Origin of the sequence: Pseudomonas sp. TCU-HL1 (genome assembly GCF_001708505.1) — a bacterium.
Taxonomy (GTDB): domain Bacteria; phylum Pseudomonadota; class Gammaproteobacteria; order Pseudomonadales; family Pseudomonadaceae; genus Metapseudomonas.
In genome coordinates this window covers 5,350,553-5,373,911 of record NZ_CP015992.1, presented here as the reverse complement: position 1 = coordinate 5,373,911, position 23,359 = coordinate 5,350,553, and the positions used below count along the sequence as shown (strand labels likewise).

The following is a 23,359-nucleotide window of genomic DNA, read 5'->3' as shown; positions in this document are numbered from 1 at the left end:
CTTTGTTTGGGGGGATGGCGCTGCGCGGCCCATCGCGAATGAATCCGCCCCCACAGGATGCGGCACCACCGATAAGGCGGGTGCCGGTCTGGGCGACAGATGGCCTTGAACACGGCAGTGCGCGGCCGACTCAAAGGGATAAGGACCCTTTCGGTCTGAAGAGGTGCAGCAATGAGTAGTGAGCGAAGAAGCGGCATTTCTGGCAATGACAAAACTGGGCAACGGGACATCCCGCGCTGGCTGATCGACCCCGATTACGTCGATCTGATTCTGGAGCGCGACCCGGAGGACCCGTTGTTCGATCCCACCCTGGACGATGCCGAAACCTTCCGGCATTCCCATCGTGGATGAACGAGATTTTTTTGGTTGTGGCGCGGCCTGATGGGCTAGTGGCAGAATGGAATCAAGCGACATGGACGTCACCCATTTTCCTCTTACCTGCCGTTCCAGGCAGGAGGGCGCCGCCCCATTCCAGTGGCGCCGGCAATCGCCAGCAGCATCGCAGACCAGACCAACCTGCTGGCGCTCACCGCGTCATGGGTAGACAGGCCGATGGCGTCGCTGCGCCATCCGGGCTGTTCAGCCTCAGCTACAAGTTCAGCGACGACCTGCGCGGCTAGCCATTTATCCCGGTAACTGCGCATGACGTCCGATGTTGCTGGCAATCCGCGCTGCTTCCCCGTAAACAAACAAGGCTGTCCACTCGCGCGACCCGCACGACTAGTTCATCTGTCAGGGGGGCGAAAAATGTAGATGCCATCCCGCACGAAACCGATACGCGTGATGCTGATCGATTGTCGTCCCCTCGTCCTGATGGGCCTCCACGACTTGATCAATGGCAGGAAACCACGGATGGAAGTAAGCGGGCAGGCCACCACCTATGCCCATGCGCTGGATCTTGCCGATCAGTTGCGCCCCAATGTCATTGTCTTCAGCTTCTTTCCCGATGCACTGGACCCGCTGGAAGTGATCTCGCTTCTCACCCGTAGCGCGGAAATGAAGGTGCTGCTGCTCAAGGGCCTGTACGAGGCCGTCCCCGTCGGTCGGGCGATAGACGCAGGCGCCCGTGGCGTCGTGCTGGCGGAAGACCCGACGGAGTCGATCGTCCGAGCCATCATTAACGTCCACCACCGTGACGTTGGACTGGACAGGGCCTGGGCTGGCGGGCTTTCAGGCTGTGCCGCGAGCGGGCATGTCCACCTGAATACCGATCCGTACCACGCGAAGCACGCGCAACTGACGTCGCGCGAGAGGGAGCTGATTCGCGCCATAGTGGGGGACCCGTCCGCCAAGTACATGAGCATCGCCGCGCGCCTGGGTATCAGCGAGCACACGGTGCACAACCACCTCAGCAGCATTTATCACAAGCTCAACCTCATCAATCGCGTCGACTTGTTGATGTATGCGCTGAAGCACGGGCTCACCGGTAACGAAGATCCGCCCGAGTCCACCTGGGTGGAAATGGATTGATTGGCCATCCTGGCCTGCGCGGGTTCACGAAACCCCCGCCCCAATGAATACGGCCGGGCCCCCGTGAGGGAGCCCGGCCGTTGACGTGGAGCGATGTTCAGACAATGTCCGTACTGGCCATGTTGTTGACGCCAACCAATTGGATGATGTTGGTGATACCCGCCCCATCGATGTCCTGGGCCAGGTAGCCATTACCTCCAACCACGCCGAAGTAGTACTGCGTCGTGCCGTTCAGCGCGGCATCGGCGGCGGCTGTGAACGCCGCCAGGTTGGTGACCGGTGCCAGCACTTCGGTGTAGTTCGTTCCGGAACCCGCCGCCGTGAAGTCGAACCTGTCAATGCCGCTGGCAAATCCTCCATCGATGACAGTCATGATCATGGAGAGCAGCCCGTCGACGTCGGCGTCGCCGATCACGAACGTGTCCGCATTCGCTGAGGCCGTCACGTCGTCGCCGCCAACAATCGTCACGTCCAGGGTCTGCGTGGCCGTCGCGTCACCGTCGGCATCCGCCAGCACCACATCGAAGGTCAGGTGGGCGTCCGGTGTTGTCGAGGCCACGAAGCCGATGTTGACGATCTTGATGGGCTCGTTATTGCCCTCCGTCGTGTCGCCGCCGAAAGCTATCTGGGCATTGGTTGTTGCGCCCTCACCCCCCGGTGTCGCGGGATCGTCGATGGCCCCATTGAGCTGGTACCCGGTTCCGCTTACACCTTGGGTCGATGTCACCACTTGCGCGCCCTGGATCGAGTGGTTTTCAAAAACTCCGCCGCCGAGGTCAAAGTTGTAGTCATTGCTCTCGAAGACCACGATGCCGTTTTGTGCCTTGGCCACGAATCCGTAGGCGGGCAGATTGGCGTTGAACACGTCGTCATTACCGGTTGAGTTTCCAACAATGAAGGTCCGATTGATTGTTGCCCCGGTAATGTCATCAACCAGCTTCAATACCACCAGCATGTCTTTGCCGGCGCCAGGGCCGGCCTGTGTGAACTCGATAAAGATCGCCTTGCTCGTGGCCCTGGGGTTGACCGGGTTGTCGGGGTCTGCCGACGTTGCAAACCCCTTTGGATTTTCGGTGAAAAAGTCCAGATCAATCACCTCGTCCGATTGGAGCGTGTCGCTGGCAGCGCCAATCGAAGCCGATGAGACCGTGACATACCGCCGATCATTCGAGAACAAGCCTGCGACGGTGTCGTAAGCGAAGGTTTGGGGCGTCCCATTAATCACGCCGAATCCCTCGAACTGCACAAAGAAGTTGCTGGCAAGCGTCATCACCGAGACCGGCGGATTCGATCCAACGGGCGTGGCTGAGTTGAGCGCATAGCCCTGAAGGGGGTTTCCAGGAGTCGAGGTATTCAGGATGCTGAAGCTCTCAATCTCCTGATCCAGTTTCAAGGTATAGGTGCCGGCCACCTTGTTGAAGGTCAGCGTGCCGGTTGCATTGGTGGTCGTTTGCTGTACGGGGTTGGACACGTAGGTGAAGCCTACGTTGAACTCCGCCTGGCTATCAGTCTCCGAGGCCCAACTCACCACCTTGTTGGTGATGGCGTTCGCGCCCACCGTGACGCCGGTCAGGCTCACGGACAAGAAGTCAGAGTTCAACGCGGAATAGATACCGGTGTGCTTGTCCGCGCCGATGGCGTATGCAAAGACGCCCGCTCCACCAACGTCCGTCGCAGGTGGCTCGTTGCTGGTGTTCGCGTACACCAGATTCGACTTGGCCGTCACGACCGGCGTGTCGTCATCGACGTTGATGGAGAGCGTGCCATCGGCCGTGTCGCCATCACCATCGGTCACCCGGTAGTTAATGGTGAACACCTGGTTGTTCTCGGTCAGGCCCGCCGCATGGAGGATCGGGTTGTTTTGCACCACCGTGTAGGCGCCCGATGCCGCGACCATCGTCAGCGTCAGCACCGTGGTCGTGCCCTGCTTGACCAACAGACTGGTGCCATCGGCCACATAGGTGAAGCCTGTGGGCGCTCCGCTGGTCAGATAGGCTACCGTGCCTGCGCCGTCCTGCCCAAAGGCGTGACCCAGAGTGCCGCTCACGTTAGCCGAGTCTGCATCGTCGCCCGTGCCGCCCGGGTTGCCGCCCGTGAGTACGTCGTCGTCGAGCAGCACCGTGTTGTTGGCTGACACCGTCGGTCCGTCGTCGTCGAAGTTGATGTCGTCGCCGATGCCGAAGCTGTCGGTGCTGCTGTCGCCGTCGCCGTCGGTCACCGTCACCACCGCGTTGACCAGGCCGGCCAGATTGACCCGGTCGTCGTGGGCCGCCGCCGAGCTGCCGGCGATGGGGTGCGTGAGCGAGACATACTGCGCCACCGCCACGTTGCCGTCCTGCAGCAGCGCAATCGCGAACGCCGCCGGATCGTCTCCCGTGACCGTGCCATTGGCCACGTCATAGCGGCCGACAATCAGATTGCCTTCCTTGAACAGCTTGATGTTCTTGCCGTCGGTGGTGTCGAGCAGAGAGTCGGTGCCGTCGCCGCCCTCAATCGCCAGCGACAGCACTTTCGTCGCACCCTCCTGATCCTGACCAAAGCTGCTGAGCGCCGTGGTGGCCAGGGGGGTGGTGCTGATCGCGAACTCCGCCGGACTCAAGTCCGTGCCCTTGTTCGTCACTTCCGTGTCGAACAGCGCCAGAACCGCCGCCGCGTCGCTGTCGTTATCCTGATTGCCGGCCGTCTCGTCGATCGTCACCGCCCCGCCGCCGTCCGCGACGTCTGCGCTCGGTCCGTCGTCGTCGAAGTTGATGTCGTCGCCGATGCCGAAGCTGTCGGTGCTGCTGTCGCCGTCGCCGTCGGTCACCGTCACCACCGCGTTGACCAGGCCGGCCAGATTTATCCGGTCGTCGTGGGCCGCCGCCGAGTTGCCGGCGATGGGGTGCGTGAGCGAGACATACTGCGCCACCGCCACGTTGCCGTCCTGCAGCAGCGCAATCGCGAACGCCGCCGGATCGTCTCCCGTGACCGTGCCATTGGCCACGTCATAGCGGCCGACAATCAGATTGCCTTCCTTGAACAGCTTGATGTTCTTGCCGTCGGTGGTGTCGAGCAGAGAGTCGGTGCCGTCGCCGCCCTCAATCGCCAGCGACAGCACTTTCGTCGCACCCTCCTGATCCTGGCCAAAGCTGCTGAGCGCCGTGGTGGCCAGGGGTGTGGTGCTGATCGCGAACTCCGCCGGACTCAAGTCCGTGCCCTTGTTCGTCACTTCCGTGTCGAACAGCGCCAGAACCGCCGCCGCGTCGCTGTCGTTATCCTGATTGCCGGCCGTCTCGTCGATCGTCACCGCCCCGCCGCCGTCCGCGACGTCCGCGCTCGGTCCGTCGTCGTGGAACGTCAGCGCCGAGAACTGATTCGGTGTGACATTGGAGTTGACCAGGGCGAAGCCGCCAATGTCGAAGGGGGCGTCGAAGTTGGTGTCGGTCGAGCCGATGTTGTCGATCAGCACCCGGTTGTGTAGGCCGTTGGTGTTGTAGGCGATCAGGTCGTTGGCTTCCAGGCCTTTGATCTCCACGGTTTTTCCGGAGAAGGTGACCGTGATGCCGCTCAGCGTGGTGGGGGTCGTTCCAATACTGCCCTTGTCAAACACCAGGGTCTCACCCGGAACCGCCTTCTTGCCGTTGCCGCTGGGCGGGGTGGTGATGGTGACCTTGGTGACCTCAACCAGCGTGTTGTTGTGCAGGTTGTCGATGAAAGCAGTACCTGGATTGAAAGGCGTTGTGTAGGCGCTGATCTCCAGTGTGGATTTATCGCCCGATGCCGATTGGACAACGGAAAAACTGGCCCCATTGGTGCCGTAGAGCTCGGTGAAGGCGATGTTGGCCTCCACGTCCGCCTCGTTCTGGTCCAGGTTTGGAACCGTGAAGTTGGGGTTGGCCCCCGTCGCGAAGGTGAAGTACAAGCCGGTGCCTTCCACGATTTGCTGGCTGTTGGTGCCCAGGGTGGTGGGGCCGCCGCCCTGGCCGGTGTTGACGGTGTCGCCACTGGTGATGGCAGAGGGATCGCTGGACTGGTTGATCGGGTTCTTGCCGGTGACAATGATCACCGTGTCGGTCGCGCTGGGGGTTCCGTCGCCGTACATCAGGAACAGGTTCTGGCCTGAAGGCGCGCCTTGCAGCGAGAAGTCGCTGCGATTGCTGACCGTGACATGGAGGTTGAACAGGCTCAAGGCGTCGTCGGGGTTGGTGGTGATCGGGTGCTTGATTTCCTCGTACTGCACCAGCCAGACCTTGGAACCCACGGCGTTCAGATCGGAGGCCTGGACGGCACCGGAAGCGTCCGTGGGTTGCAGGTACGCGGCGAAGACGACGTCGCCCGACGGGTCCGCCACATACTCACTGCCATTCCAAACGCCTTTGCGGCCGAAAACGACGTTGTTCTCATCAATGCCCAGGTCGGCGCCCGTATAGCTGTAGAGGAAAATTTTCGTGCCGTCGACGGTCAGCAGGGGGACGCCAGGCGCAGACTGTGCCTCTTCCCCAAGCAGCGGACCACCCGAGGAATTGGTGAAGGCCAGATCGGTGACATCGGCCCCGAAACCGCTGAGCATGGAACTGCCATCAAGGTCGGCAGAGCTGCCGTTGCTTACGGCTACAGTGACGTTGACCCCGGTGAGATCCTGCACCACCACGGCATTCAGAAGCGTGTCGAATGCAGATACGCCGGTGATGAGGGCTCCCAGACCCGCTAAAACGTCGTTGTCCTGCGTACCCAATGTCTCGTCGACGATCAGTGTTCCTGTGATAGTGATAGCCATGATTTCCTCCCGAGCAGTTACGGTCACCGAGGCCTGACCGTGGACCTTGCTGTGTTGCAGGCCCCAACTATGAGGACGTGACGGGAGGTGCACATCGCCCGCTACTCCCAGGCGACGTAGGAGTTTCGGACTATTGGGGCTGGGGAGGCGACGAGTGGAAGCGAAGGGGCGCGCTACCCATTTCGTTCGGGAATGAGCGCATGGCGCACTGCTCAAGGTTGGCAATATGGCGGTGCAACGACCCAACGTAGGGTGCGCCATGCGCACCGGTTCGGCGTCAGAAGGGGACAGTCATCGCTGGTGCGCGCGGCGCACCCTACACATCCTGCTTGCGCGCCTTGCCCATCTATCGAAGTCGTAGCGGCCCGTGATTCAGTGCTGAAGCCAGGCTTGGTACAGGTGATAGAGAATTGCCAGAGCCATTCCCCAAAGTACCAACTCCCGAACCCCCTTGAGCATCAGCACCCAATAGACGGCAACGGCCACCATGGCGCCGAGTATCAGGTTGTGCGTCGGCTCCCAGTGCTTGTTGTAGGTCGCCGCGAAGTATCCAGCGGCCAGGGCCGCTGATATATGCAGGAGTGTCGCCAGCAAAAGCCCGCCGGCGAATGGCTTCGGAGGGCAGTCGTACACTTTCCCCAAACCACGGCAGTAGCGGCACTCCACCGAGCGACCGTCCTTGAGGATGGAGCGTCGACCGTGACAGACGGGGCATTGTTGCCAAGCCATAACTCCCCTTGTCATTTGCCAGGGACTTCAATGGGTAACGGTAGATCGCCCGGTCCCATTTGGTATAGCCGTTTGTTTGGAATCCTTGGCCGCAGGATAGCGTCGGGTTAAACGGCCCCTTTGACGGATTTAAGTGTCACGTATACGATTCATTTATTGTTTTATGTATCGAAGGCGTGACATGGACCATCAGCTCATCATCCAGCGGCTGGGGCAGCAGATTCGTGAAAAACGCCTGAGTCGCGGTTTCACCCAGGCGGAGCTTGGGCGTATTGCCGGGCTGACGCGGCAGAAGATAGTGGCCGTGGAAAAAGGCAGCAGTGCCGTGAACATGGGGGCATACGCGCGGGCAATCGGCGCACTCGACTGTGAGCTCGCCATGGTTGTAGCGGCCATGCCGACCCTGGACGACGTTCAGGGCCTGTTCGAATGAAGATGGCCACGCTCAAGGTCCGGACGCCGGAGGGGGATAGCGGTCGCATCCTGCGCAGTGGTGAGGACTACCTCTTTCGCTACCCGGATGACGCTGTCTCCAACGTCGCGGTCAGTCTGCTGATGCCTGTACGCGCAGAAGAGTATCGGCGCAGGGAGCTTCATCCGATCTTCCAGATGAACCTTCCTGAAGGCTATGTGCTGGAGCAACTGCGCAATCGCTTGGCGAAGATCGCCACGGTGGACCCTCTGCTGTTACTGGCGCTCTCTGGCAGCAGTTCGCCGATCGGTCGGGTGTTCGTACGCTCGGAGGCTGTGGATACGCTGCTTGGCGACCAGCCGCAGGCTCCGGGGGAGAGGCTCGAGGAGATTCTTTCCTGGGATGGCGCCGAGGACCTCTTCGTCGAACTCGTTGATCGCTACATCCTGCGTGCGGGGATCTCAGGCATCCAGCCCAAGGTGCTGGTACCCGAGCGACGGGAGGAAGCGCCGCAGAAGTTCACCTCCAAGACTTCGGACCTGATCATCAAGAGCGGTCGGGACGAGTTTCCGGGCCTGGCCATCAACGAGTTTCTTTGCATGTCCATCGCCAGGGAGGCGGGAATGCCGGTGCCGGAGTTCTATCTGTCGGACAACGCCAGGCTGTTCATCATGCGCCGCTTTGACCGGGACGAGCATCTGAATCCGATTGGCTTCGAGGACATGGCCGCCTTGATGGGGCTTGCATCCGAGCAGAAATACAGCAAGAGCTACGCCGCGATCGCCAAGGCAGTAAGGCTGTTCTGCCCGGCAGAGCATGTCCGTGACTCACTCGGCCAGCTCTTCGACAGCGTTGCGCTGAGCTGCATCGTCGGCAATGGCGATGCCCATCTGAAGAACTTTGGCCTGCTCTATTCGGACCCCGCGCAGCGTGATGCCCGGCTGGCTCCGGCCTATGACATCGTCAATACCACCGCTTACATACCCGAAGATGTCCTTGCACTGGATCTGACAGGCAACAAGTCACTGTTCGCCTCCCGCCAAGGGCTGCTCGAATTCGCGAAAACCTGCGAAGTCGAGCAGCCGAAAGCACGCATTCAGCGGTTGCTGACAGCATTTGAGACCGTACTGGCTCGGTCCCACGATCTCTGCGAGCAAGCGCCCCATGTGGAAGAGGCGATCCGGCAAAGTGCCAGGCCATTCATTCAGACCTATGGCTGAAGCCTGAGGCGCCAACCATGAAAGGGCCCCCAGGCTCCTGGCCTCTGCAACTCCGCCACTTCAGAGCAGGGCTTTCCTTTCTGGCATCTGCCCCTGGATGCGCGGCATGTCGTCGTAGCGAATCCAGAGCGCGCCCTGCCACTCCATCAGGTTCAGCTCGTGTCCTTGCCAGTGCATCAGGCGCGGTCGTCGATCAACAGGGCGCGCAGGGGCAGGCGAAAGCGGCGGAAGGTGGTGGGCGTGCGGTAGTCAGTCATGGCGCACATCCGGGCAGTGGCGGAGGGCAGGGGAGAAAGGCGTGGTCAAACGGTTCGACTAGGCGGATGCTCCCCGGAGCGCACCTGTTTTCCAATGAACCGCGCCCCCTGGGACGCGAGCGGATGGAGCTTACGCAATGCCGGTCATTGAACCACTGCTCCTCAGCACCGTGCGCATCTGCACCTTTGCCGGGGCACGCCTGCTGACCAATGCCAGCGGCTTCTTCTTCGCGCGGGATGAGCGCCTGTTCCTGGTCACCAGCCGGCATGTGGTGGTGGATACGCCCAGCCGGCATTTCCCTGATCGCCTGGAAATCGAGCTGCATACCGATCGGCACGATATGGCGCGCTCCTGCGGCTTTTCCGTGCCGCTGTACCGCGACGGCAAGAGCCTGTGGCGCCAGGGACGGGATACGGCAGGTGGCGTCGATGTGGCGCTGATCGAACTCGAGCGTTCGGCATTGCCGAGCGCGATGGTGTACCACGCATTCACACCGGAGCACCTGCAGGCGCCCAGCAACTTGATCGAGGTGGGTACGGCGCTGTTGGTGGTGGGGTTTCCCCTGGGGTTCCACGATAGCCTGCATCACATGCCAGTGGTACGGCATGCCATTGTCGCGTCCTCATTCGGCTTGCGTTTCCAGGGGCAGGGCTACTTCCTCACCGACGCGCGCACCCACCGCGGCACAAGCGGCGCGCCGGTGGTGATGCGGGCACCGGGCGAGTGCAGGAGCCTTGGAGACCTGCCCTGGATGTTGCTCGGCGTTCACTCGGCCCGCCTCGATCTTGGCAGCCGCGACCTCGTGCAGGACGAAGCGCTGGGACTCAATTGCACCTGGTATGCCGACATCCTCATGACCCTGAGCGCGGGCTGAGGAGGGCGCGCCGGCTTCTTCAGTGCGCAGCCGCACAGACCGCTCGTTCTGAGGTGTCCTGATTGCTCCGTTCGTTGCCGCACAGACGTGGCCCTTGAATGCGCTCAATCTGGTCTTTTGGTGGATTACCACGGCTGCCCTTGTCGGGCGCAAGGGAGGGGCAGATGAATCTCACGTCATCGCTTTTAGCGGGCGCTTTCCCGGGGTACGAGGTGTCGCTGGCATCACGCCCCGATGGCCGGGTACTGATGACGCTCATGCGACCGGGAGCCGGTCCTTCATGCAAGGTCATCGATGCCCAGGCTCTGTCCAGCCCGGTGATAGCCGCCAAAGTAATCAGACAGGTTGCGCGGGACCTCAAACTGAACGACGGTTCGCCAGACGTTCGCTGGCTAAGTCTTGAACTGCCCACCTACCACGATGAGCCCTTGCGGCAACCCACGCACCGGACCTGGACGGGTTCGGCGCCGTGACAGCGCCTTCTGATGGCTGAACCCGCATCCGTGCACGGCGAAGCCCAATTCATTCCCTCTCCTCAGTGGTGAAACCCGATGCACGTACAACCCCGCAAGCTGATCCTCGCGGCCAGCATCGCCATGGCATTGGGAGCCATGAGCGGTGCCGTCGCGGCAGAGCCGCAGAGCTACACCGATACTCGCCAGGAAACCCAGATATGGACGACCTATGCACTGAATCCCCATCTGCGGGCCAACAACCTCAATGTGTCGGTAAGGAATGGCAAGGCCATCCTGATTGGCAAGGTCGCGGATGAGGCCCACAAGGATCTGGCCGGAGATATCGCACGGGCTGTCAGCGGCGTCGACGTGGTGGACAACCAGATCGTGGTCACGTCCGACTACGTCCCGCCAAAGCCGAAACCGGGTTTTGAGCGCAGCTATGGGGCCATGATCGACGAAGCGATGACTACCGCTGCGATCAAGTCGAAGCTGGAGGGAAGCAAACTGCCCGGAGGCAAGGTCATGCGCGTTGTTACCCACTCTGGCACGGTGATGCTGACCGGCAACGCCGATAGCCAGGCGGACAAGGATATTGCCGGTCGCATGGCCCTGAATACCGTGGGTGTGTTGGCGGTGGACAACCAGCTCGTGGTCGATGCACTGAAACCGGAGCCTGCCGATGATGCCAAGGTCGCGGTGAAGGATGCGCAGGATGATGTTGCCGACAGTTGGATCACGACCAAGGTGAAGTCCACCCTGATGTACTCGAGCAACGTCAGCGGCTCCGATATTTCAGTGAGCACCAACGGCGGCATCGTCACCCTGAGCGGACTCGTTGCCAGTGGGCTGGAACGTGACCTGGCCATTGAACTGGCGCAGAACGTGCGAGGTGTGAAGAGCGTCCACTCCACTGAGCTTCGTTACTGATTCGACGGCGTCACGCGGGCCGTGGCATTCAACCCACCTATAAAAAAGCCCGCGTGAGCGGGCTGTGGAAACGTGGCCTCGGCAGCTATGAGTCAGCCATGAGGTCCACAATAGCCTCGCTGATGAAATCGGCGTTGGCCTCTAAGGTTTCCAGGCGGCGGCAGATCAGCTCCGAAGTGTCCGGGGAGCCGCATTGGTCGATCCAGATCGCCAGTTCTGCAAGGACGGCAGCCAGCATGATCTGATTCATGTGTATACGATGGATCAGGAGCGGGAGCGCGTCAGGGGCGGCCATGGGAACCTCAGGGTGGCACTCATCTTGGACGCTGTTGCTGTTCAGCACTCTGGTGAACTGAATAGCGGCGTGCCTCGAGCATCGAAGCCCAGGACCTTGTTCAGCGCACGCTCAGCTGCGGTGATCGCTTCCGAGAGGCGGGCAAAGGTGGTTCCGTCATAGACCAGGTGAAAGCGCACTTCGGTATTTTTGCTGCGCGACTTGAAGGCAACGAATGCCAGCGCATGGTCACCATTCATCTGGGCTTGGCTCCATGCAACGTGCTCGGGGAAGTCTCGTTTCATGGTGGCCTCGGCCTGACTGTGAACCTGGTTAGAAATCCACTATCTACCCACTGACCGGCAATTGCTTGCCTTTATTGGTAAACCGGACCAAGGGTTACGGCCTGTCAGTCGACTCAGTGTGATGACGATGCGGTATGCGTAGCTATCGCCGGATCATCTGGCAGTTCGATCTGAGGCCGTTCGATTTGGTAAGCATGAGGTGACTCCATTGATGTGGTGGTGTGTTCCGCTTGCGGGCCTCGAGTCTTTCGCTTGATCGAGCCCGGAGTAGTGGGTAGTCCACATTGGTCTCATCTTCTGGCCCTGTTGTTTCACTGGGCCGCTTAGCCGCAGCCACGCTGCGAGAGGCTGGAGGGCTATTCAGCCAAGCAGTTTGCTGTAGCAGTCCGTCACTGCGCCGTAGCATTCGCAGGCAACTGCTTCGAGCCCGGCGCGATCGAGAATGGTGATCTCACCGCGGGTGTAGCGGATGAGGTGTTTTTGCTGCAACTCCCCCGCGGCTACGGTGATGCCACTCCGACGCACACCGAGCATGTCAGCAAGAAACTCATGGGTGAGGTGGAAATGATCGGCCTGCGCCCGGTCGTGGGTCATCAGCAGCCAGCGCGCCAGCCGTGGCTGGATCTCATGAAAATGGATGCAGGCGGCCGCTTGCGACAGTTGCGCCATCAATACGTAGAGGTAGCGATTCAAGCTGCGCTGCAGTTCGGGGCACTCGTGCAATTCGCGCAGAAGGTGGGCGGAGGTGATGCGCAGGGCGTTTCCGGCGCCTTGCACCACCGCTCGGATTGGCGCCTTGCGAACCCCCAGTATGAGCGTTACGCCCAGCATGCCTTCGCTGCCGATCAGGCCCATTTCCAGCGGCCGATGTGCATCCAGATGTGTCACCAGGGAGATGAAGCCGGTAAGCGGGAAGTAGGCATGGCTGTATGGCTGGTCTGTATCACAAAGAATGCTGCCAAAGACCAGATCTACCGATTCGCAATGATTGAGAACCCTGTTGCGCTCTCTGCTCGGGATGCCATTTAGAAGATGGTTGGCCACTGTGGTCGCCTCCCTTTTTCCCTGCGGCACGCGCAGGTTCTGGGCGGTGTAAGAAGGCTGCTGAGTTTTCTCATGCTGCACTCTTGCTCTCAGTGGTGGTGGCGGTCTGTTCGTTAGTGCACGCAAGCCGGATTGATTGCAGTCGAGGGCGCTGCCGGGTCGAGCGCTACAGGGAAGTGGTCCGTCCGGCCATCTGGGGTGATGAGCTGCCTGTCTTGAGTGCGTTACCGTACAGACCGTCCCTTCAGCTCGGATGCAACCTGCAAGGAGGCAGGTCATTGCCATGCCGCAGCAGGAGACGGAAATGTTCGAAATTGTCGTGATCGGATTGTTGGCTCTGTGGGCGCTGGGATTGCTCACATCCTTCTACATGGGGGGACTCATCCATATCCTTCTGTTTCTGTCGATCGCGCTGGTCATGTTCCGGTCCAGGCTGGGACGGCGCGAGTGAACCACAGGCATCCGTGCCCATGCCGTTCACTCCCAACCCGTATTTCCGTAGAAACGGCTGATCTGCATTTGCCAGCGCTGGTCAGCCATATCAGGCCAATGGCTCTTGTCGAATCCAGGCGCGTCCTTGAGCCGATACCTGTCGACGTCGAGCGTGAAACGCTTGTGCTCGGTGTCCAGCGTCAACGCCCTCCAGGGCACGGCGAAGAGTTTTTCACCCAGGCCAAGGAAAGACTTGAAGGACAGCACCGCATAGATGACTCGGCCGCTGCGCATATCCAGCATGATTTCCTTGATTTCCCCGAGGTCATCTCCCGCGAGGTTGTAGACATCGTTGCCGATGAGCGTGTCCGTGCCCATCAGTTCAGGTCCAGGCCCTGTTCGAGTGGCGGGGCCGGCTTCATGGTCTTCGTTGCCGGCGTTTTTTTTCTGATGGTTCATGGGTACCTCCAATGGCAGAAAAGTTGGCTTGCCCTCAGTCGGATTCCCGTTGCTCAAACCAGCTTTTGCCAAACTTCGGCATTGGCTAGCTGTTCCTGGCTGGCATGCTTGCGCTCGCCATGGATGGGGCTGAGTTCATAGATCCCGCCCGCCTCGGAGACTGCCGCGTAGCGGATGCCCGTGAGCTTGTGCAGGTAGCGCAGCAGCGGTTGGCACCGCGCATCGATGCGCTGGAACAGGGTCGAGTCGTACGTCCTGTTCATTTTCTGTGCCTCCTGCAGCCGGTGCTGCTCTGCCTTTGTCCTATTCTGTGCTGTCTGCACGTACCGGTATGTACGCCATCGCACCCTCTGGCACTTCCTTGGTTGGAGGCGTTCTATGAGCGCTATGGCACTGACGCTGCCAGGGCCAGTGGCCATCATTTGCTTCCAGTGTCCCGCTGTAGAGCGGGGTGCCTGGTTTGGAGGCGGTGATGAAATGGCCAATAACGCCCAGGTGCTGTGAACACCCGGTCGGCGCCTCGAAACCGACGCCGGTCGACAGTGCTGCTGAGCGTCACCTGGCGATCGAGTTCACGCAGAACGTCCGAGGTGTGAAGTGTGTTCGCTCGACGGACCTTCGCTTACACCTGGAAACAGCCTCCGGCGGATTGGGAAGAGTAGAGGCCAGGGCGGTCCAGGCTGCTTGCTCAAAGCAAGAAAACTGCCCATCGCGCACCCTGCGTCCGATGGTGCAGCCAGTGCTGTCCCGTTGGCCTATTGTTACAAAGACAAGGCCTTTTCCAGGTACTCGGTTCAATGGTGCCCCCTATGCCGGATACGCCATCACCCTTGCAGAGTCACCTGCTTGCCGCCTTGCCAGAAGAGGTCCAGCAACGCCTGATTCCGCAACTCGACCTGGTGTCGTTACCCCTTGGCAAGGTTCTGTACGAGTCGGGGGCTACCCTGCGCCATGTGTACTTCCCCACCGACTCGATCGTTTCCCTCCTTTATGTGATGGAGAACGGAGCCTCGGCGGAAATCTCGGTGGTCGGCAATGAGGGGATGATTGGTCTGGCGGTGTTCATGGGCGGGGAAAGTACGCCAAGCCGTGCCATCGTGCAGAGCGCTGGCCACGCTTATCGGTTGCAGGGACAGCGATTGAAGTCCGAAATCAATCGCCATGGCGATCTGCTACAGCTGATGCTGCGCTATACGCAGGCCCTGATTACCCAGATGGCGCAAACGGCGGTCTGCAACCGGCACCATTCGATCGACCAGCAGCTGTGTCGCTGGTTGTTGCTGTCGCTGGATCGCTTGCCGAGCAATCACCTGACGATGACCCAGGAGTTGATCGCCAACATGCTTGGTGTGCGCCGCGAAGGGGTGACGGACGCCGCCGGCAAGTTGCAGAAGCTTGGCGTGATCGAGTACAGCCGCGGGCACATCACGGTGCTTGACCGTGCCAAGCTCGAGGCGCTGAGCTGCGAGTGCTATGCCGTGGTGAAGAAAGAGACCGACCGCCTGCTGCCCTGGGCATCGCCCGCCGGGTACGCGTGACATGAGTTACCGGCTTCGCCTGTCAGGGTGAAGCATCCACAGCGCGTCGCGTGATGTCTCGCGCAGAGGCGTCAGGCCAGGGTAGCCCGGATGCCATCCGGGAAATGGCCGGCGAGCCCCCGGATTTCATCCGGGCTACAGGCTGTTCGCTGACCTATGCACAGCGCGCTGGTTGGGCCGCGAGTATTTTTCCTTGAGTGCACTGCCATACAGACGGGTTTTTCACTCCGGATGCAACCTGTGAGCAGGCAGTTGCTTCGCGCTGCAAAAGGAGAACAGAAATGCTCCAGGCACTGGTGGTCGTGCTGTTGGTTCTGTGGGGGCTGGGACTGATCACGTCCTACTCCATGGGCGGGTTTATCCATATCCTCCTGGTGGTAGCGATCATGCTGTTCCTGCTCCAGTTCATTCAGGGACGTCGTTCGTAAGCGTGGAGCAGGAGGCCCAGCAAGCCTCTTGCCAGTGAGCGTGTGCAGTTCGGCTGCCGGGGTTTACCGGGGCTATCCCTCCTGGCAGCCAGGACTCCATCCAGATAGCGGCATCGGTGACGCGCTATCCATCCTGCCCCAGGCCGCAGGGTTGTCGCGCACTTCCCCTCACATCCCCCTTCTTTCTCTGGCGCCGGCGGCATGGCCCGCAATGGTCAGGATTCTGTGCGCTCAGACGGTGCCGTCTCCGCGCCTCGGCAGCTTCGCCATCCTGTCCTTGGACCCGGTTCGCGGTTGCGCTGGCCCACAGGGTGGACAGTGGACTTCGACCAGGTGAGCCCGGCCATCGTCCAGCAGGACCCGATTCGCCAGCCGGTCGCGCTTGAGCCAGAGCAGATTCATCGTGGGTTTCCCCGGCCAGTTGCTGTGCAGAGTTGCCTTGTCGAGTCTCGACGTGCCGGCCAGGAGCGTCTGTCTGACATCGCACATAGGCAAGCCGGTCGGGTGGATACAGGCGGCGCCGGGAGGATGGAATTCGCGATTCAGTCTATCCGGCACGAATGCTGGGGCTCTGCGTTGTCGGCCTTGGCCAGCCGGGTGACGCGTTGCAGGCTGATCAGGTCCTCGCCATTGGCGTACAGGCTGTCGTAGCGCATCTGGTTGGCGGTCGACATGGGGACATTGAATACGGAGGGCGTATCGTCCGGGGGGCTCTCGCGCCGGGTGATCCGGATGATGTTGCCGGAGCTTTTCGAAACGACGAAGTATGCAGTGATCATGGGCTGTTCCCCTGCTGGCTCTGGCCCCGGCTGCGCGTGCAGCTACAGGGTGCGGCTTCTCTCGAAAAAGCTGATCACTTGTTTTTCAGCCTCTTCATGGGTCATCTCGTAGCGTTCCTGGATTAGGTTCGCCAGCTTTTGCGCGTCCCCTTCAGAGTTGATCAGTTCGGCCACGGTCAACTCGTCCCAGAGGATCCTGGCGGTACCCACCAGCTCTCTCCATTTGCTCTTGATAATGTCTGCAAGAACCCTGCTCATTGTCTGGCCTCAGTCATCAGATGGCGTTACGCGCGGATTGGCGAGCGCTCATCAACGACATCATGGTCAGGTGGGAAGCAATCGGTCGGTGCGCCACCGCGCTTAGGCTGCAGGGCCCCCAGCGGATCAGCGCTTGGGAACCTCGGCAGGGCCAAGGTCGGTGAGTTCGTCATCGCCGCGCGGGGTGATGGACTGGTTGTAGGGCGTGGGCTCCTGCAACTCTTGGCGCTGAAGCTTATCGCTGATGCCCTTGTCCTTGGTTTGTCGCTCCAGCAGCGCGCATCGTTTCTTGATGATGACGTCGACCTTGTCGAGGAAGTGATACAGGGCGTGTGTTCGCTGCAGGCGAGTGGTGGGGCAGTCCGGCTTCTGCGCAAGGGGACCGACGGTGTCGGTCGTATGGCTATTGGCTTCGTCTGTCATGTCGGTTCCTTGCACGGCACGCGGAGTGGCGTGCTTCAAGGAGGGTGTCAGGCTTGCCGCTCGCAGTCGGTGCGCTGGAGCACTTAGTCGCCGTCTGTGGGGTGGCGCACCGAGATGGCCCGCCCGACCTGCAATGCTCGAAAGGAGAGACTGCACACTGCAGCGCCATCAGCCCCGAGGTCGCCATGCATACCTACATTGATCCCAATCTGCCGCGCAAACTTCGCAAGCCCCATTCGAGGAAGTTGCCACTCGTAAAGACGTCCGGCCAGTTGCTGCTGCAGCGTGCCGAGGAGGCGAACGAAGCGGCACGCGTACCGCAAAATGACGAACTGGCGCCGCACCAGGGTTCACGCCCTGGGCCTGGCGCGCTGCAGAGCATCAGTGCTGTAGCGCACTGACGACTGTCATGCGCCCGGACATGCTTAGCGAACCAGCCCGCAACCTGTCGGGCGTTATCGAGAACCCCATGGAAGTCTCAAGTTGTTGCGATAAGCCGGCTACCCCCCGCACGCCCCGCGACCCACCAGTCCCCCACAAAAGGTCACAGCGTTTGCCGGCCTTTTCCCGGTCGGAACTCTATTCGTTCCCCGCTCCGGAGGAGGACGCCGAGGCAGTTCCAGACCGCGAGCCTGCATGCCCGAAAGCGCCGCCAGCATAAGCGGCGATGCGAGTTTGCGTCCCTATCCTCAGGGGGGGCAATCTTGCGGTTAAGGGCGTTTGAACGCGCGAACCGCGGTCGGTCGTTACGGGGCACACCAGCCTGCGGTCTCAGCGCAATTCCCGACTGTCATGTTCAGCTGGTCGAGGCTGCAAATGGCCAGGTATCCGCTACAACCAGGGGTTGCTGCTGCTCCAGTTGCAGCTACGGGACGCCGCCCGGACTGCGCTGGAAGCTGGGCTGGAGCGAGCGCCGAAGGATGCCGATCTGCTCTATGCGCGGATCTACCTGCATGGCACTGCCGGCCAGCGCGAGGCTGCCATTACCTACTGGCGACGCGGCGCCGGACGATTCGCGACTGGCGCCGCTGCGCCGCCAGCTGAATATTCCCTGAGGGCGAGGCCGGCCGCGAGGGGTGGCCGGCCTCCCGTCACGCCCCAGGCTTGAACAGCGCCATCAGCCGCTCGCCATCGAGGGCCCGGCACATGCCCTGGGGCTTCTGCATCGGCGCGTCCTCGGCCGCCAGCATGGCATTGAGCACCGCTTCCTCGGTGGCTTGCACGGCGGCCAGGTAGAGGTCGTCGAAGCATTCGTCGTTGAGGTAGTCGAGCTGCTGCCGGGTCGGCGACAGCTGTGGCAAGGGACGCGGATTGGCCACGCTGAAGGCGAGGAAGATGTCACCTGAATTGTTGCCACCGGGTGTGCCGCCCAGCGCGATGCCGAGCCCGGCGCGTTGGGCCATGCGCTTGAGCTGATGGGGCAGCAGCGGCGCGTCCGTGGCGAGTATCACGATGATCGAACCGCGCTCGCGGTCCAGGCCGTTCGGGGCGTCCTCGCCCCAGCGCTCGCCGACCGGCATACCGAGCACCTTGAACCAGGCGCGCTGCCCGTGGTTGGCCTGCACCAGGGCGCCCAGGGTGTAGAGCTGGCCGTCGATCAACAGGCGGCGTGAAGCGGTACCGGTGCCACCCTTGAAGCCGTAGCAGATCATGCCGTTGCCGCCGCCGACATTGCCCTCGGCGATGGGGCCCGCATGCGCCGTGTCGATTGCCGCCAGGGCATCGGCCTCGGTCACGTGCTGGCCGTTGATGTCGTTGATCACGCCGTCGTAGGTCTCGGCCACCACCGGCATGGCCCAGAGGTGCTCGGCCTGCCAGGCGTCGGCGTACTGGCGGATGGTCCAGCGGGTCGCCGCATGGTGGACGATGCCGACGCTGTGCGAGTTGGTGATGCACAGCGGGCCGACGAAGTAGCCGCCGTGCTCGATCCAGTGGGTGCCGGTCATTTCACCGTTGCCGTTGAGCGCGTGAAAACCGGCCCACACCGGCTGCGGTTCGGGCGCCGTGCCGCGCGGCAGGATGGCGGTGACGCCAGTCTTCACGCGTTTGCCGTTGTCGGCCACATGGTCGAGGGTGCGGTAGCCGACCAGAACGCCGGGTACATCGGTGATGGCATTGTTCGGGCCGGTGGTGCCGGGCATGGGCAGACCGAGTTCGCGGGCGCGGAGTTTAGCCATGGGTGCTTTCCTTTGCGGTGGCTGGCTGGCGGCTGCGCAGATACAGGCCGAGTGCGGCGATGATCAGCGAGGCGAGCAGCAGCAGGGTGGCGATGGCATTGATCTCGGGTTTGATGCCGCGGCGGATCATGCCGTAGATGTAGACCGGCAGCGTGGTCGAGTCGACGCCGGCGATGAAGTAGGTGATCACCAGGTCGTCCATCGAGATGATGAACGCCAGCAGGGCTCCGCCGATGACGCCGGGCAGGATCTGCGGCAGCGTGATGCGGCGGAAGGTTTTCCAGGGTGAGGCACCGAGGTCCGCCGAAGCTTCCTCCAGACGGGTATCCATGCCGGCCAGGCGTGCGCTGACCACGAGGAACACGTAGCTGATCAGGAAGGTGCAGTGGCCGATGATGATCGAGGTCTTGCCCAGCGGTACGCCGGCGCCGATGAAGAAGATCAGCAGGGCGATGCCGAGGACGATGTCCGGCATCAGCATCGGCATGAACAGCAGTACCCGGTAGAAGCGCGCCAGGCGGAAGCGGTAGCGCGCCAGCGCCAGCGCGGTGAGCGTGCCGGCCACGGTGGAGAGGAGGGTGGTGGTCAGGGCCACCGCCAGGCTGGTGCGCAGGGCGCTGAGCAACTGGTCGGTGGACTCGACGTACAGCGTGCTCGAGCCGAGGCTGTTGGACAGGCCGAACAGCGAGCGGTACCAATCCAGTGACGCGCCGCTCCAGATCATCATGTTGATCGGGTTGGCGTTGAACGAGTAGACCACGATCAGCGCGATTGGCAGGTAGAGAAAGACGAAGAAGGCCAGGCTGTAGCCGCCCAGTAGGCGGCGGCCGAGGCCGGCGAGCAGTGCGTTCATCGGGCACCCTCCTTGTCGGCGTTACGTCCCTGGGCAAGGACTTGGAGAACCAGGCATACCAGCACCACGACCATCAGCAGCATCGCCAGGGCGGCGCCGAAGGGCCAGTTGCGTGCGGCCAGGAACTGCTGTTCGACCAGGCTGCCGATCATCAGCACCCGCGCTCCGCCCAGCAGCGAGGGCACGATGAAGTTGCCGAGGCTCGGGATGAACACAATGATCGAGCCGGCCGCGATGCCCGGCAGGGTCATCGGGAAGATCACCTTCCAGAAGCTCTGCCAGCGACTGGCGCCGAGGTCGGCGGAGGCCTCCAGCAGTCTTCGGTCGAGTTTCTCCACGCTGGCGTAGACCGGCATGAACATGAACGGGATGAAGATGTAGGTCATGCCGATCAGCACCGCCGTTTCGGTGTAGATCAGGTCCACCGGGTTGTGTATGCCCAGCGCCAGCAGCGCGGTGTTGATGAAGCCGCTTGGCCGCAGGATCAGCACCCAGGCGTAGAGGCGCACGATCAGGCTGGTGAAGAACGGCAGGGTGATCAGGAACAGGCAGAAGTTGCGCATCCGTTCCGGTTGCCGCGCGACCCAGAAGGCGGCCGGATAGCACACGGCCAGGGTCATCAGCACGGTCAGGCCGGCCAGCTTGAACGAGCGCAGGATGATCGCCAGGTAGACCGGGTCGAACTCCTCATTTGTGCCATCGGCCCAGCCCAGCACACGGCCGAAGTTATCCGGATACAGCGTCCACTCCACACCGCCGTACAGCCCCGGCTCGAGCAGGCTGTACACCGCCATGATGGCCAGCGGGGCGAGGAAGAACAGCCCGATCACCGCCGTGGCCGGGGTCAGCAGGCCGACCAGTTGCAGGCGCCGGCGCGCCGCCAGGCCGTTCATTGCCCTGCCTCGCGGATGAGGTGGGCGGTGCCCTGCGCGTACCACAGCTTCAGGGGGCTGCCCGGATGCAGGCGGTGCAGCGCCTCGCGGCCGGCGTCACGGATCACCGCCTTGACCTGGCGGCCATGGGCTGTGCGCAGGCTGACCTCGAAGTCCTTGCCGATGAACAGGGTCTGCTCCACCTGCCCCTCCAGTGCAACGCCGTCGGCTCCGGGGCTGTCGAGGTGGAACTGTTCCGGTCGCAGCAGCACCTGCAGCGCCTGGCCGGCCCGCAGGCTGGCATCGCGCACCCACAGGCGGTCGCCCTGGCGGTCACGCAACTCGGCAACCCCGCCGCTGCAGGCTTGCACCTGGGCGTCGAACAGGTTGCTCTCGCCGATGAAGCCGGCGACGAAGGCATTGGCGGGGCGGTCGTAGATATCCGCCGGTGAGCCGACTTGCTGGATATGCCCGCCGTTGAGTACGACGATGCGGTCGGACATGGTCAGTGCCTCTTCCTGGTCGTGGGTGACGAAGACGAAGGCGATGCCCAGTTCGTGCTGCAGCTTCTTCAGTTCCCGCTGCATGTTCTGGCGCAGCTGGCGGTCGAGCGCGGAGAGCGGCTCATCGAGCAGCAGCAACGCCGGCCGGTCCACCAGTGCGCGGGCCAGCGCCACGCGCTGTTGCTGGCCGCCGGAGAGCTGCGCCGGGCGACGGCGTTCGAGGCCGGCCAGACCGACCAGCTCCAGTGCCTCGCCAATCCGCTGGCGGCGCTCGGCCTTGCCTACGCCGCGTACCTCCAGCGCATAGCCGACGTTGTCGCCGACGCTCATGTGCGGGAACAGCGCGTAGCTCTGGAACACCGTATGCACGGGGCGGCGATGCGCAGGTGCGTCATTCATCGGCCGGCCCTGGATCAGCAGTTCGCCGCCGTCCAGTTGCTCGAAGCCGCTGATGACGCGCAGCAGGGTGGTCTTGCCGCAGCCCGAGGGCCCCAGCAGGGTGACGAACTCGTTGGCGCCGACGGCCAGGTCGAGGCCATCGAGGGCGCGTACCAGGTGCCCTTCCGGGGCGCGATAGTGCTTCACTGCGCCACGGATTTCGACGACCGGCGCAGTGCGGGTGAAAACGCTCATGGACAACTCCAGCCCGGTCGCAGCGGGCGGCCGGGACTTGTAACGTTGAAGGTCGGGGTCAGTTCGCGGTGCGCACCCGGGTCCAGGCGCGGTCGTACTGCTTCAGGCCCTTGCCGAGATCCTCGAAGATCTGCAGCTTGGCCATGACGTCGGCAGGCGGGTTGATCTGCGGGTTGTTGCGCAGCTCGTCCGGAAGCAACTTGCGCGCTTCCAGGTTCGGGGTGCCGTTCATCTGTTGCTGGGCGTTGAGGACGGCGATCTCCGGCTTCAGGAAGAACTCCATGAAGCGCTTGGCGTTGGCCTTGTTCGGTGCGCTCTTGAGCACGCACATGTCTTCCTGGTACATGGTCGCGCCTTCCTTGGGAATCACGTAGGCCAGGTTCTCCGGGGCCTGGTTCACGAACATCATCGCGCCGACGAAATAGTGGGCGGCAACCGCGTCGCCGGACTGGACTATCGGCACGCTGTCGTAGGTGAAGGCGGCGATCAGGGGCTTGCGTTCCAGCAGCCAGTCGGAGGCCTGCTTGAGGTCCGCCGGGTCGGTGGTGTTGACCGACTTTCCGTTCTTGATCAAGCCGATGCCCAGAGCCTCACGCATGTCGTCGAGCATGATGACTTTATTGCCGGCCTTGGCCTCAGCGAAAAAGTCGTTCCAGCTCTCGATGGGTTTGGAAACCTTGGTCTTGTTGTAGAAAATGCCCACGGTGCCCCAGGCGTAGGGCGTGCAGTACTCGCCCTTGGGGTCTGACTTGGCACGAAGGAACGACGGGTCGATGTTGGCGAACGCCGGGCTCTGGTTGATGGAGGTCTTCTCCAGCAAGCCGAGGGCGGCCATGGTGTCGTGCATGTGTACCGAGGGGAAGACGATGTCATAACCCGCGGCGCCGGCTTGCAGCTTGGCGAGCATTTCCTCGTTGCTGCCGTAGGTGTCGAGCGTCACCTTGATACCGGTCTCGGCGGTGAAACGGGTCAGTACTTCGGGGTTGATGTAGTCGCCCCAGTTGTACAGGTGAAGTTCTTCGGCGGCCTGGGCGCCGCTGGCGGCGAGAAGCGCGCTGAACGCGGTGTACAAGGGGATCTGACGCAGGGTGGGCATGTTCCTGTTCTCCGTTGACCTGGTCGCGCCCGTGGAGCGCGATGGCTGTAGTTGTTGTTGCGGCAGGAAAGTCGAGACAGGCTAGCGGCGAGGTCGCTCGTCTTGTGGGAGGCGTTGCTTGACCCCACCAGCCGCAGCCCGGCGTCTCTTTGTGTTGCGGCTTGAGGGTAGAGTATATTTC

26 protein-coding genes are annotated in these 23,359 nt (G+C 62.1%); 11 read left to right on the top strand and 15 right to left on the bottom strand.

Features of this window, described 5'->3' with window-relative positions; genetic code table 11:
• The first annotated feature begins 171 nt into the window (after positions 1-171).
• The gene (locus tag THL1_RS24700; protein ID WP_069085701.1) at positions 172-351 is read left to right on the top strand and encodes a hypothetical protein; all 180 of its coding nucleotides are present in this window, start codon (positions 172-174) and stop codon (positions 349-351) included.
• A 402-nt stretch (positions 352-753) separates the two neighbouring features.
• A complete protein-coding gene (locus tag THL1_RS24690) occupies positions 754-1,470 on the top strand; it encodes a response regulator transcription factor (protein ID WP_069085699.1) in 717 nt (238 codons plus the stop codon).
• A gap of 97 nt (positions 1,471-1,567) precedes the next feature.
• Here THL1_RS24690 and THL1_RS24685 read toward each other — a convergent pair whose 3' ends face one another.
• On the bottom strand, positions 1,568-6,226 hold the full coding sequence (locus THL1_RS24685; protein WP_069085698.1) for a beta strand repeat-containing protein: 4,659 nt from the start codon (positions 6,224-6,226) through the stop codon (positions 1,568-1,570).
• A gap of 372 nt (positions 6,227-6,598) precedes the next feature.
• A complete protein-coding gene (locus THL1_RS24680) occupies positions 6,599-6,955 on the bottom strand; it encodes a hypothetical protein (RefSeq protein ID WP_145928383.1) in 357 nt (118 codons plus the stop codon).
• Positions 6,956-7,136: 181 nt separating this feature from the next.
• On the opposite strand from THL1_RS24680, the gene THL1_RS24675 reads away from it, so the two are divergent.
• From THL1_RS24675 to THL1_RS24655, 5 genes are all read left to right on the top strand, one after another.
• Positions 7,137-7,388 carry a helix-turn-helix domain-containing protein gene (locus THL1_RS24675; protein WP_069085696.1) on the top strand — a complete coding sequence of 84 codons (252 nt, stop codon included), beginning with the start codon at positions 7,137-7,139 and terminating at the stop codon, positions 7,386-7,388.
• A complete protein-coding gene (locus tag THL1_RS24670) occupies positions 7,385-8,587 on the top strand; it encodes a type II toxin-antitoxin system HipA family toxin (RefSeq protein WP_069085695.1) in 1,203 nt (400 codons plus the stop codon). The genes THL1_RS24675 and THL1_RS24670 overlap by 4 nt, the downstream gene beginning before the upstream one ends.
• 394 nt (positions 8,588-8,981) lie before the next feature.
• Positions 8,982-9,719: a S1 family peptidase gene (locus tag THL1_RS24665; protein WP_069085694.1), complete on the top strand. Its 738-nt coding sequence runs from the start codon at positions 8,982-8,984 to the stop codon at positions 9,717-9,719.
• A gap of 98 nt (positions 9,720-9,817) precedes the next feature.
• A complete protein-coding gene (locus tag THL1_RS31480; protein WP_083246003.1) occupies positions 9,818-10,192 on the top strand; it encodes a DUF3509 domain-containing protein in 375 nt (124 codons plus the stop codon).
• Between the two features lie 78 nt (positions 10,193-10,270).
• Positions 10,271-11,104, top strand: coding sequence for a BON domain-containing protein (locus tag THL1_RS24655; protein WP_069085692.1), 834 nt, complete (start codon positions 10,271-10,273; stop codon positions 11,102-11,104).
• A gap of 85 nt (positions 11,105-11,189) precedes the next feature.
• On the opposite strand, the gene THL1_RS24650 is transcribed toward THL1_RS24655, so the two are convergent.
• From THL1_RS24650 to THL1_RS24640, 3 genes are all read right to left on the bottom strand, one after another.
• Positions 11,190-11,399, bottom strand: coding sequence for a hypothetical protein (locus THL1_RS24650; RefSeq protein WP_069085691.1), 210 nt, complete (start codon positions 11,397-11,399; stop codon positions 11,190-11,192).
• 41 nt (positions 11,400-11,440) lie between these two features.
• Positions 11,441-11,683 (bottom strand): hypothetical protein, encoded by a 243-nt coding sequence (locus THL1_RS24645; RefSeq protein ID WP_083246002.1) that lies wholly within the window; start codon positions 11,681-11,683, stop codon positions 11,441-11,443.
• 360 nt (positions 11,684-12,043) lie between these two features.
• On the bottom strand, positions 12,044-12,808 hold the full coding sequence (locus THL1_RS24640; protein WP_237234744.1) for a Crp/Fnr family transcriptional regulator: 765 nt from the start codon (positions 12,806-12,808) through the stop codon (positions 12,044-12,046).
• Between the two features lie 223 nt (positions 12,809-13,031).
• Between THL1_RS24640 and THL1_RS29935 the strand changes: the two genes are divergently transcribed.
• Positions 13,032-13,178, top strand: a complete 147-nt coding sequence (locus tag THL1_RS29935) for a lmo0937 family membrane protein (protein WP_145928382.1) — start codon at positions 13,032-13,034, stop codon at positions 13,176-13,178.
• A gap of 26 nt (positions 13,179-13,204) precedes the next feature.
• On the opposite strand, the gene THL1_RS24635 is transcribed toward THL1_RS29935, so the two are convergent.
• Positions 13,205-13,618: a PRC-barrel domain-containing protein gene (locus THL1_RS24635; RefSeq protein ID WP_069085688.1), complete on the bottom strand. Its 414-nt coding sequence runs from the start codon at positions 13,616-13,618 to the stop codon at positions 13,205-13,207.
• 53 nt (positions 13,619-13,671) lie between these two features.
• Entirely contained in the window at positions 13,672-13,881 is a 210-nt protein-coding gene (locus tag THL1_RS24630) for a hypothetical protein (RefSeq protein ID WP_069085687.1), read from the bottom strand.
• A 546-nt stretch (positions 13,882-14,427) separates the two neighbouring features.
• On the opposite strand from THL1_RS24630, the gene THL1_RS24625 reads away from it, so the two are divergent.
• On the top strand, positions 14,428-15,156 hold the full coding sequence (locus THL1_RS24625; protein ID WP_069085686.1) for a Crp/Fnr family transcriptional regulator: 729 nt from the start codon (positions 14,428-14,430) through the stop codon (positions 15,154-15,156).
• Positions 15,157-15,437: 281 nt separating this feature from the next.
• Positions 15,438-15,584 carry a lmo0937 family membrane protein gene (locus THL1_RS29925; RefSeq protein WP_145928381.1) on the top strand — a complete coding sequence of 49 codons (147 nt, stop codon included), beginning with the start codon at positions 15,438-15,440 and terminating at the stop codon, positions 15,582-15,584.
• Positions 15,585-16,126: 542 nt separating this feature from the next.
• Here THL1_RS29925 and THL1_RS24620 read toward each other — a convergent pair.
• From THL1_RS24620 to THL1_RS24610, 3 genes are all read right to left on the bottom strand, one after another.
• Entirely contained in the window at positions 16,127-16,363 is a 237-nt protein-coding gene (locus tag THL1_RS24620; protein WP_069085685.1) for a hypothetical protein, read from the bottom strand.
• Between the two features lie 42 nt (positions 16,364-16,405).
• Positions 16,406-16,621, bottom strand: a complete 216-nt coding sequence (locus tag THL1_RS24615) for a CsbD family protein (RefSeq protein ID WP_069085684.1) — start codon at positions 16,619-16,621, stop codon at positions 16,406-16,408.
• A 126-nt stretch (positions 16,622-16,747) separates the two neighbouring features.
• A complete protein-coding gene (locus tag THL1_RS24610; RefSeq protein WP_069085683.1) occupies positions 16,748-17,044 on the bottom strand; it encodes a hypothetical protein in 297 nt (98 codons plus the stop codon).
• A gap of 185 nt (positions 17,045-17,229) precedes the next feature.
• Between THL1_RS24610 and THL1_RS29920 the strand changes: the two genes are divergently transcribed.
• Entirely contained in the window at positions 17,230-17,445 is a 216-nt protein-coding gene (locus tag THL1_RS29920; protein WP_145928380.1) for a hypothetical protein, read from the top strand.
• Between the two features lie 690 nt (positions 17,446-18,135).
• Here THL1_RS29920 and THL1_RS24600 read toward each other — a convergent pair.
• Genes THL1_RS24600 through THL1_RS24580 form a run of 5 tightly spaced genes read right to left on the bottom strand, consistent with a single transcriptional unit; the run spans position 18,136 to position 23,178 of the window.
• Complete coding sequence (locus THL1_RS24600) at positions 18,136-19,221, bottom strand: P1 family peptidase (protein ID WP_069085681.1); 1,086 nt, start codon at positions 19,219-19,221, stop codon at positions 18,136-18,138.
• The gene (locus THL1_RS24595; protein WP_069085680.1) at positions 19,214-20,074 is read right to left on the bottom strand and encodes an ABC transporter permease; all 861 of its coding nucleotides are present in this window, start codon (positions 20,072-20,074) and stop codon (positions 19,214-19,216) included. Before THL1_RS24595 ends, THL1_RS24600 begins: the two co-directional genes overlap by 8 nt.
• On the bottom strand, positions 20,071-20,967 hold the full coding sequence (locus THL1_RS24590; RefSeq protein ID WP_069085679.1) for an ABC transporter permease: 897 nt from the start codon (positions 20,965-20,967) through the stop codon (positions 20,071-20,073). The genes THL1_RS24595 and THL1_RS24590 overlap by 4 nt, the downstream gene beginning before the upstream one ends.
• On the bottom strand, positions 20,964-22,082 hold the full coding sequence (locus THL1_RS24585; RefSeq protein WP_069085678.1) for an ABC transporter ATP-binding protein: 1,119 nt from the start codon (positions 22,080-22,082) through the stop codon (positions 20,964-20,966). The genes THL1_RS24590 and THL1_RS24585 overlap by 4 nt, the downstream gene beginning before the upstream one ends.
• 58 nt (positions 22,083-22,140) lie before the next feature.
• Positions 22,141-23,178: a polyamine ABC transporter substrate-binding protein gene (locus tag THL1_RS24580; RefSeq protein WP_069085677.1), complete on the bottom strand. Its 1,038-nt coding sequence runs from the start codon at positions 23,176-23,178 to the stop codon at positions 22,141-22,143.
• Positions 23,179-23,359 lie beyond the last annotated feature (181 nt).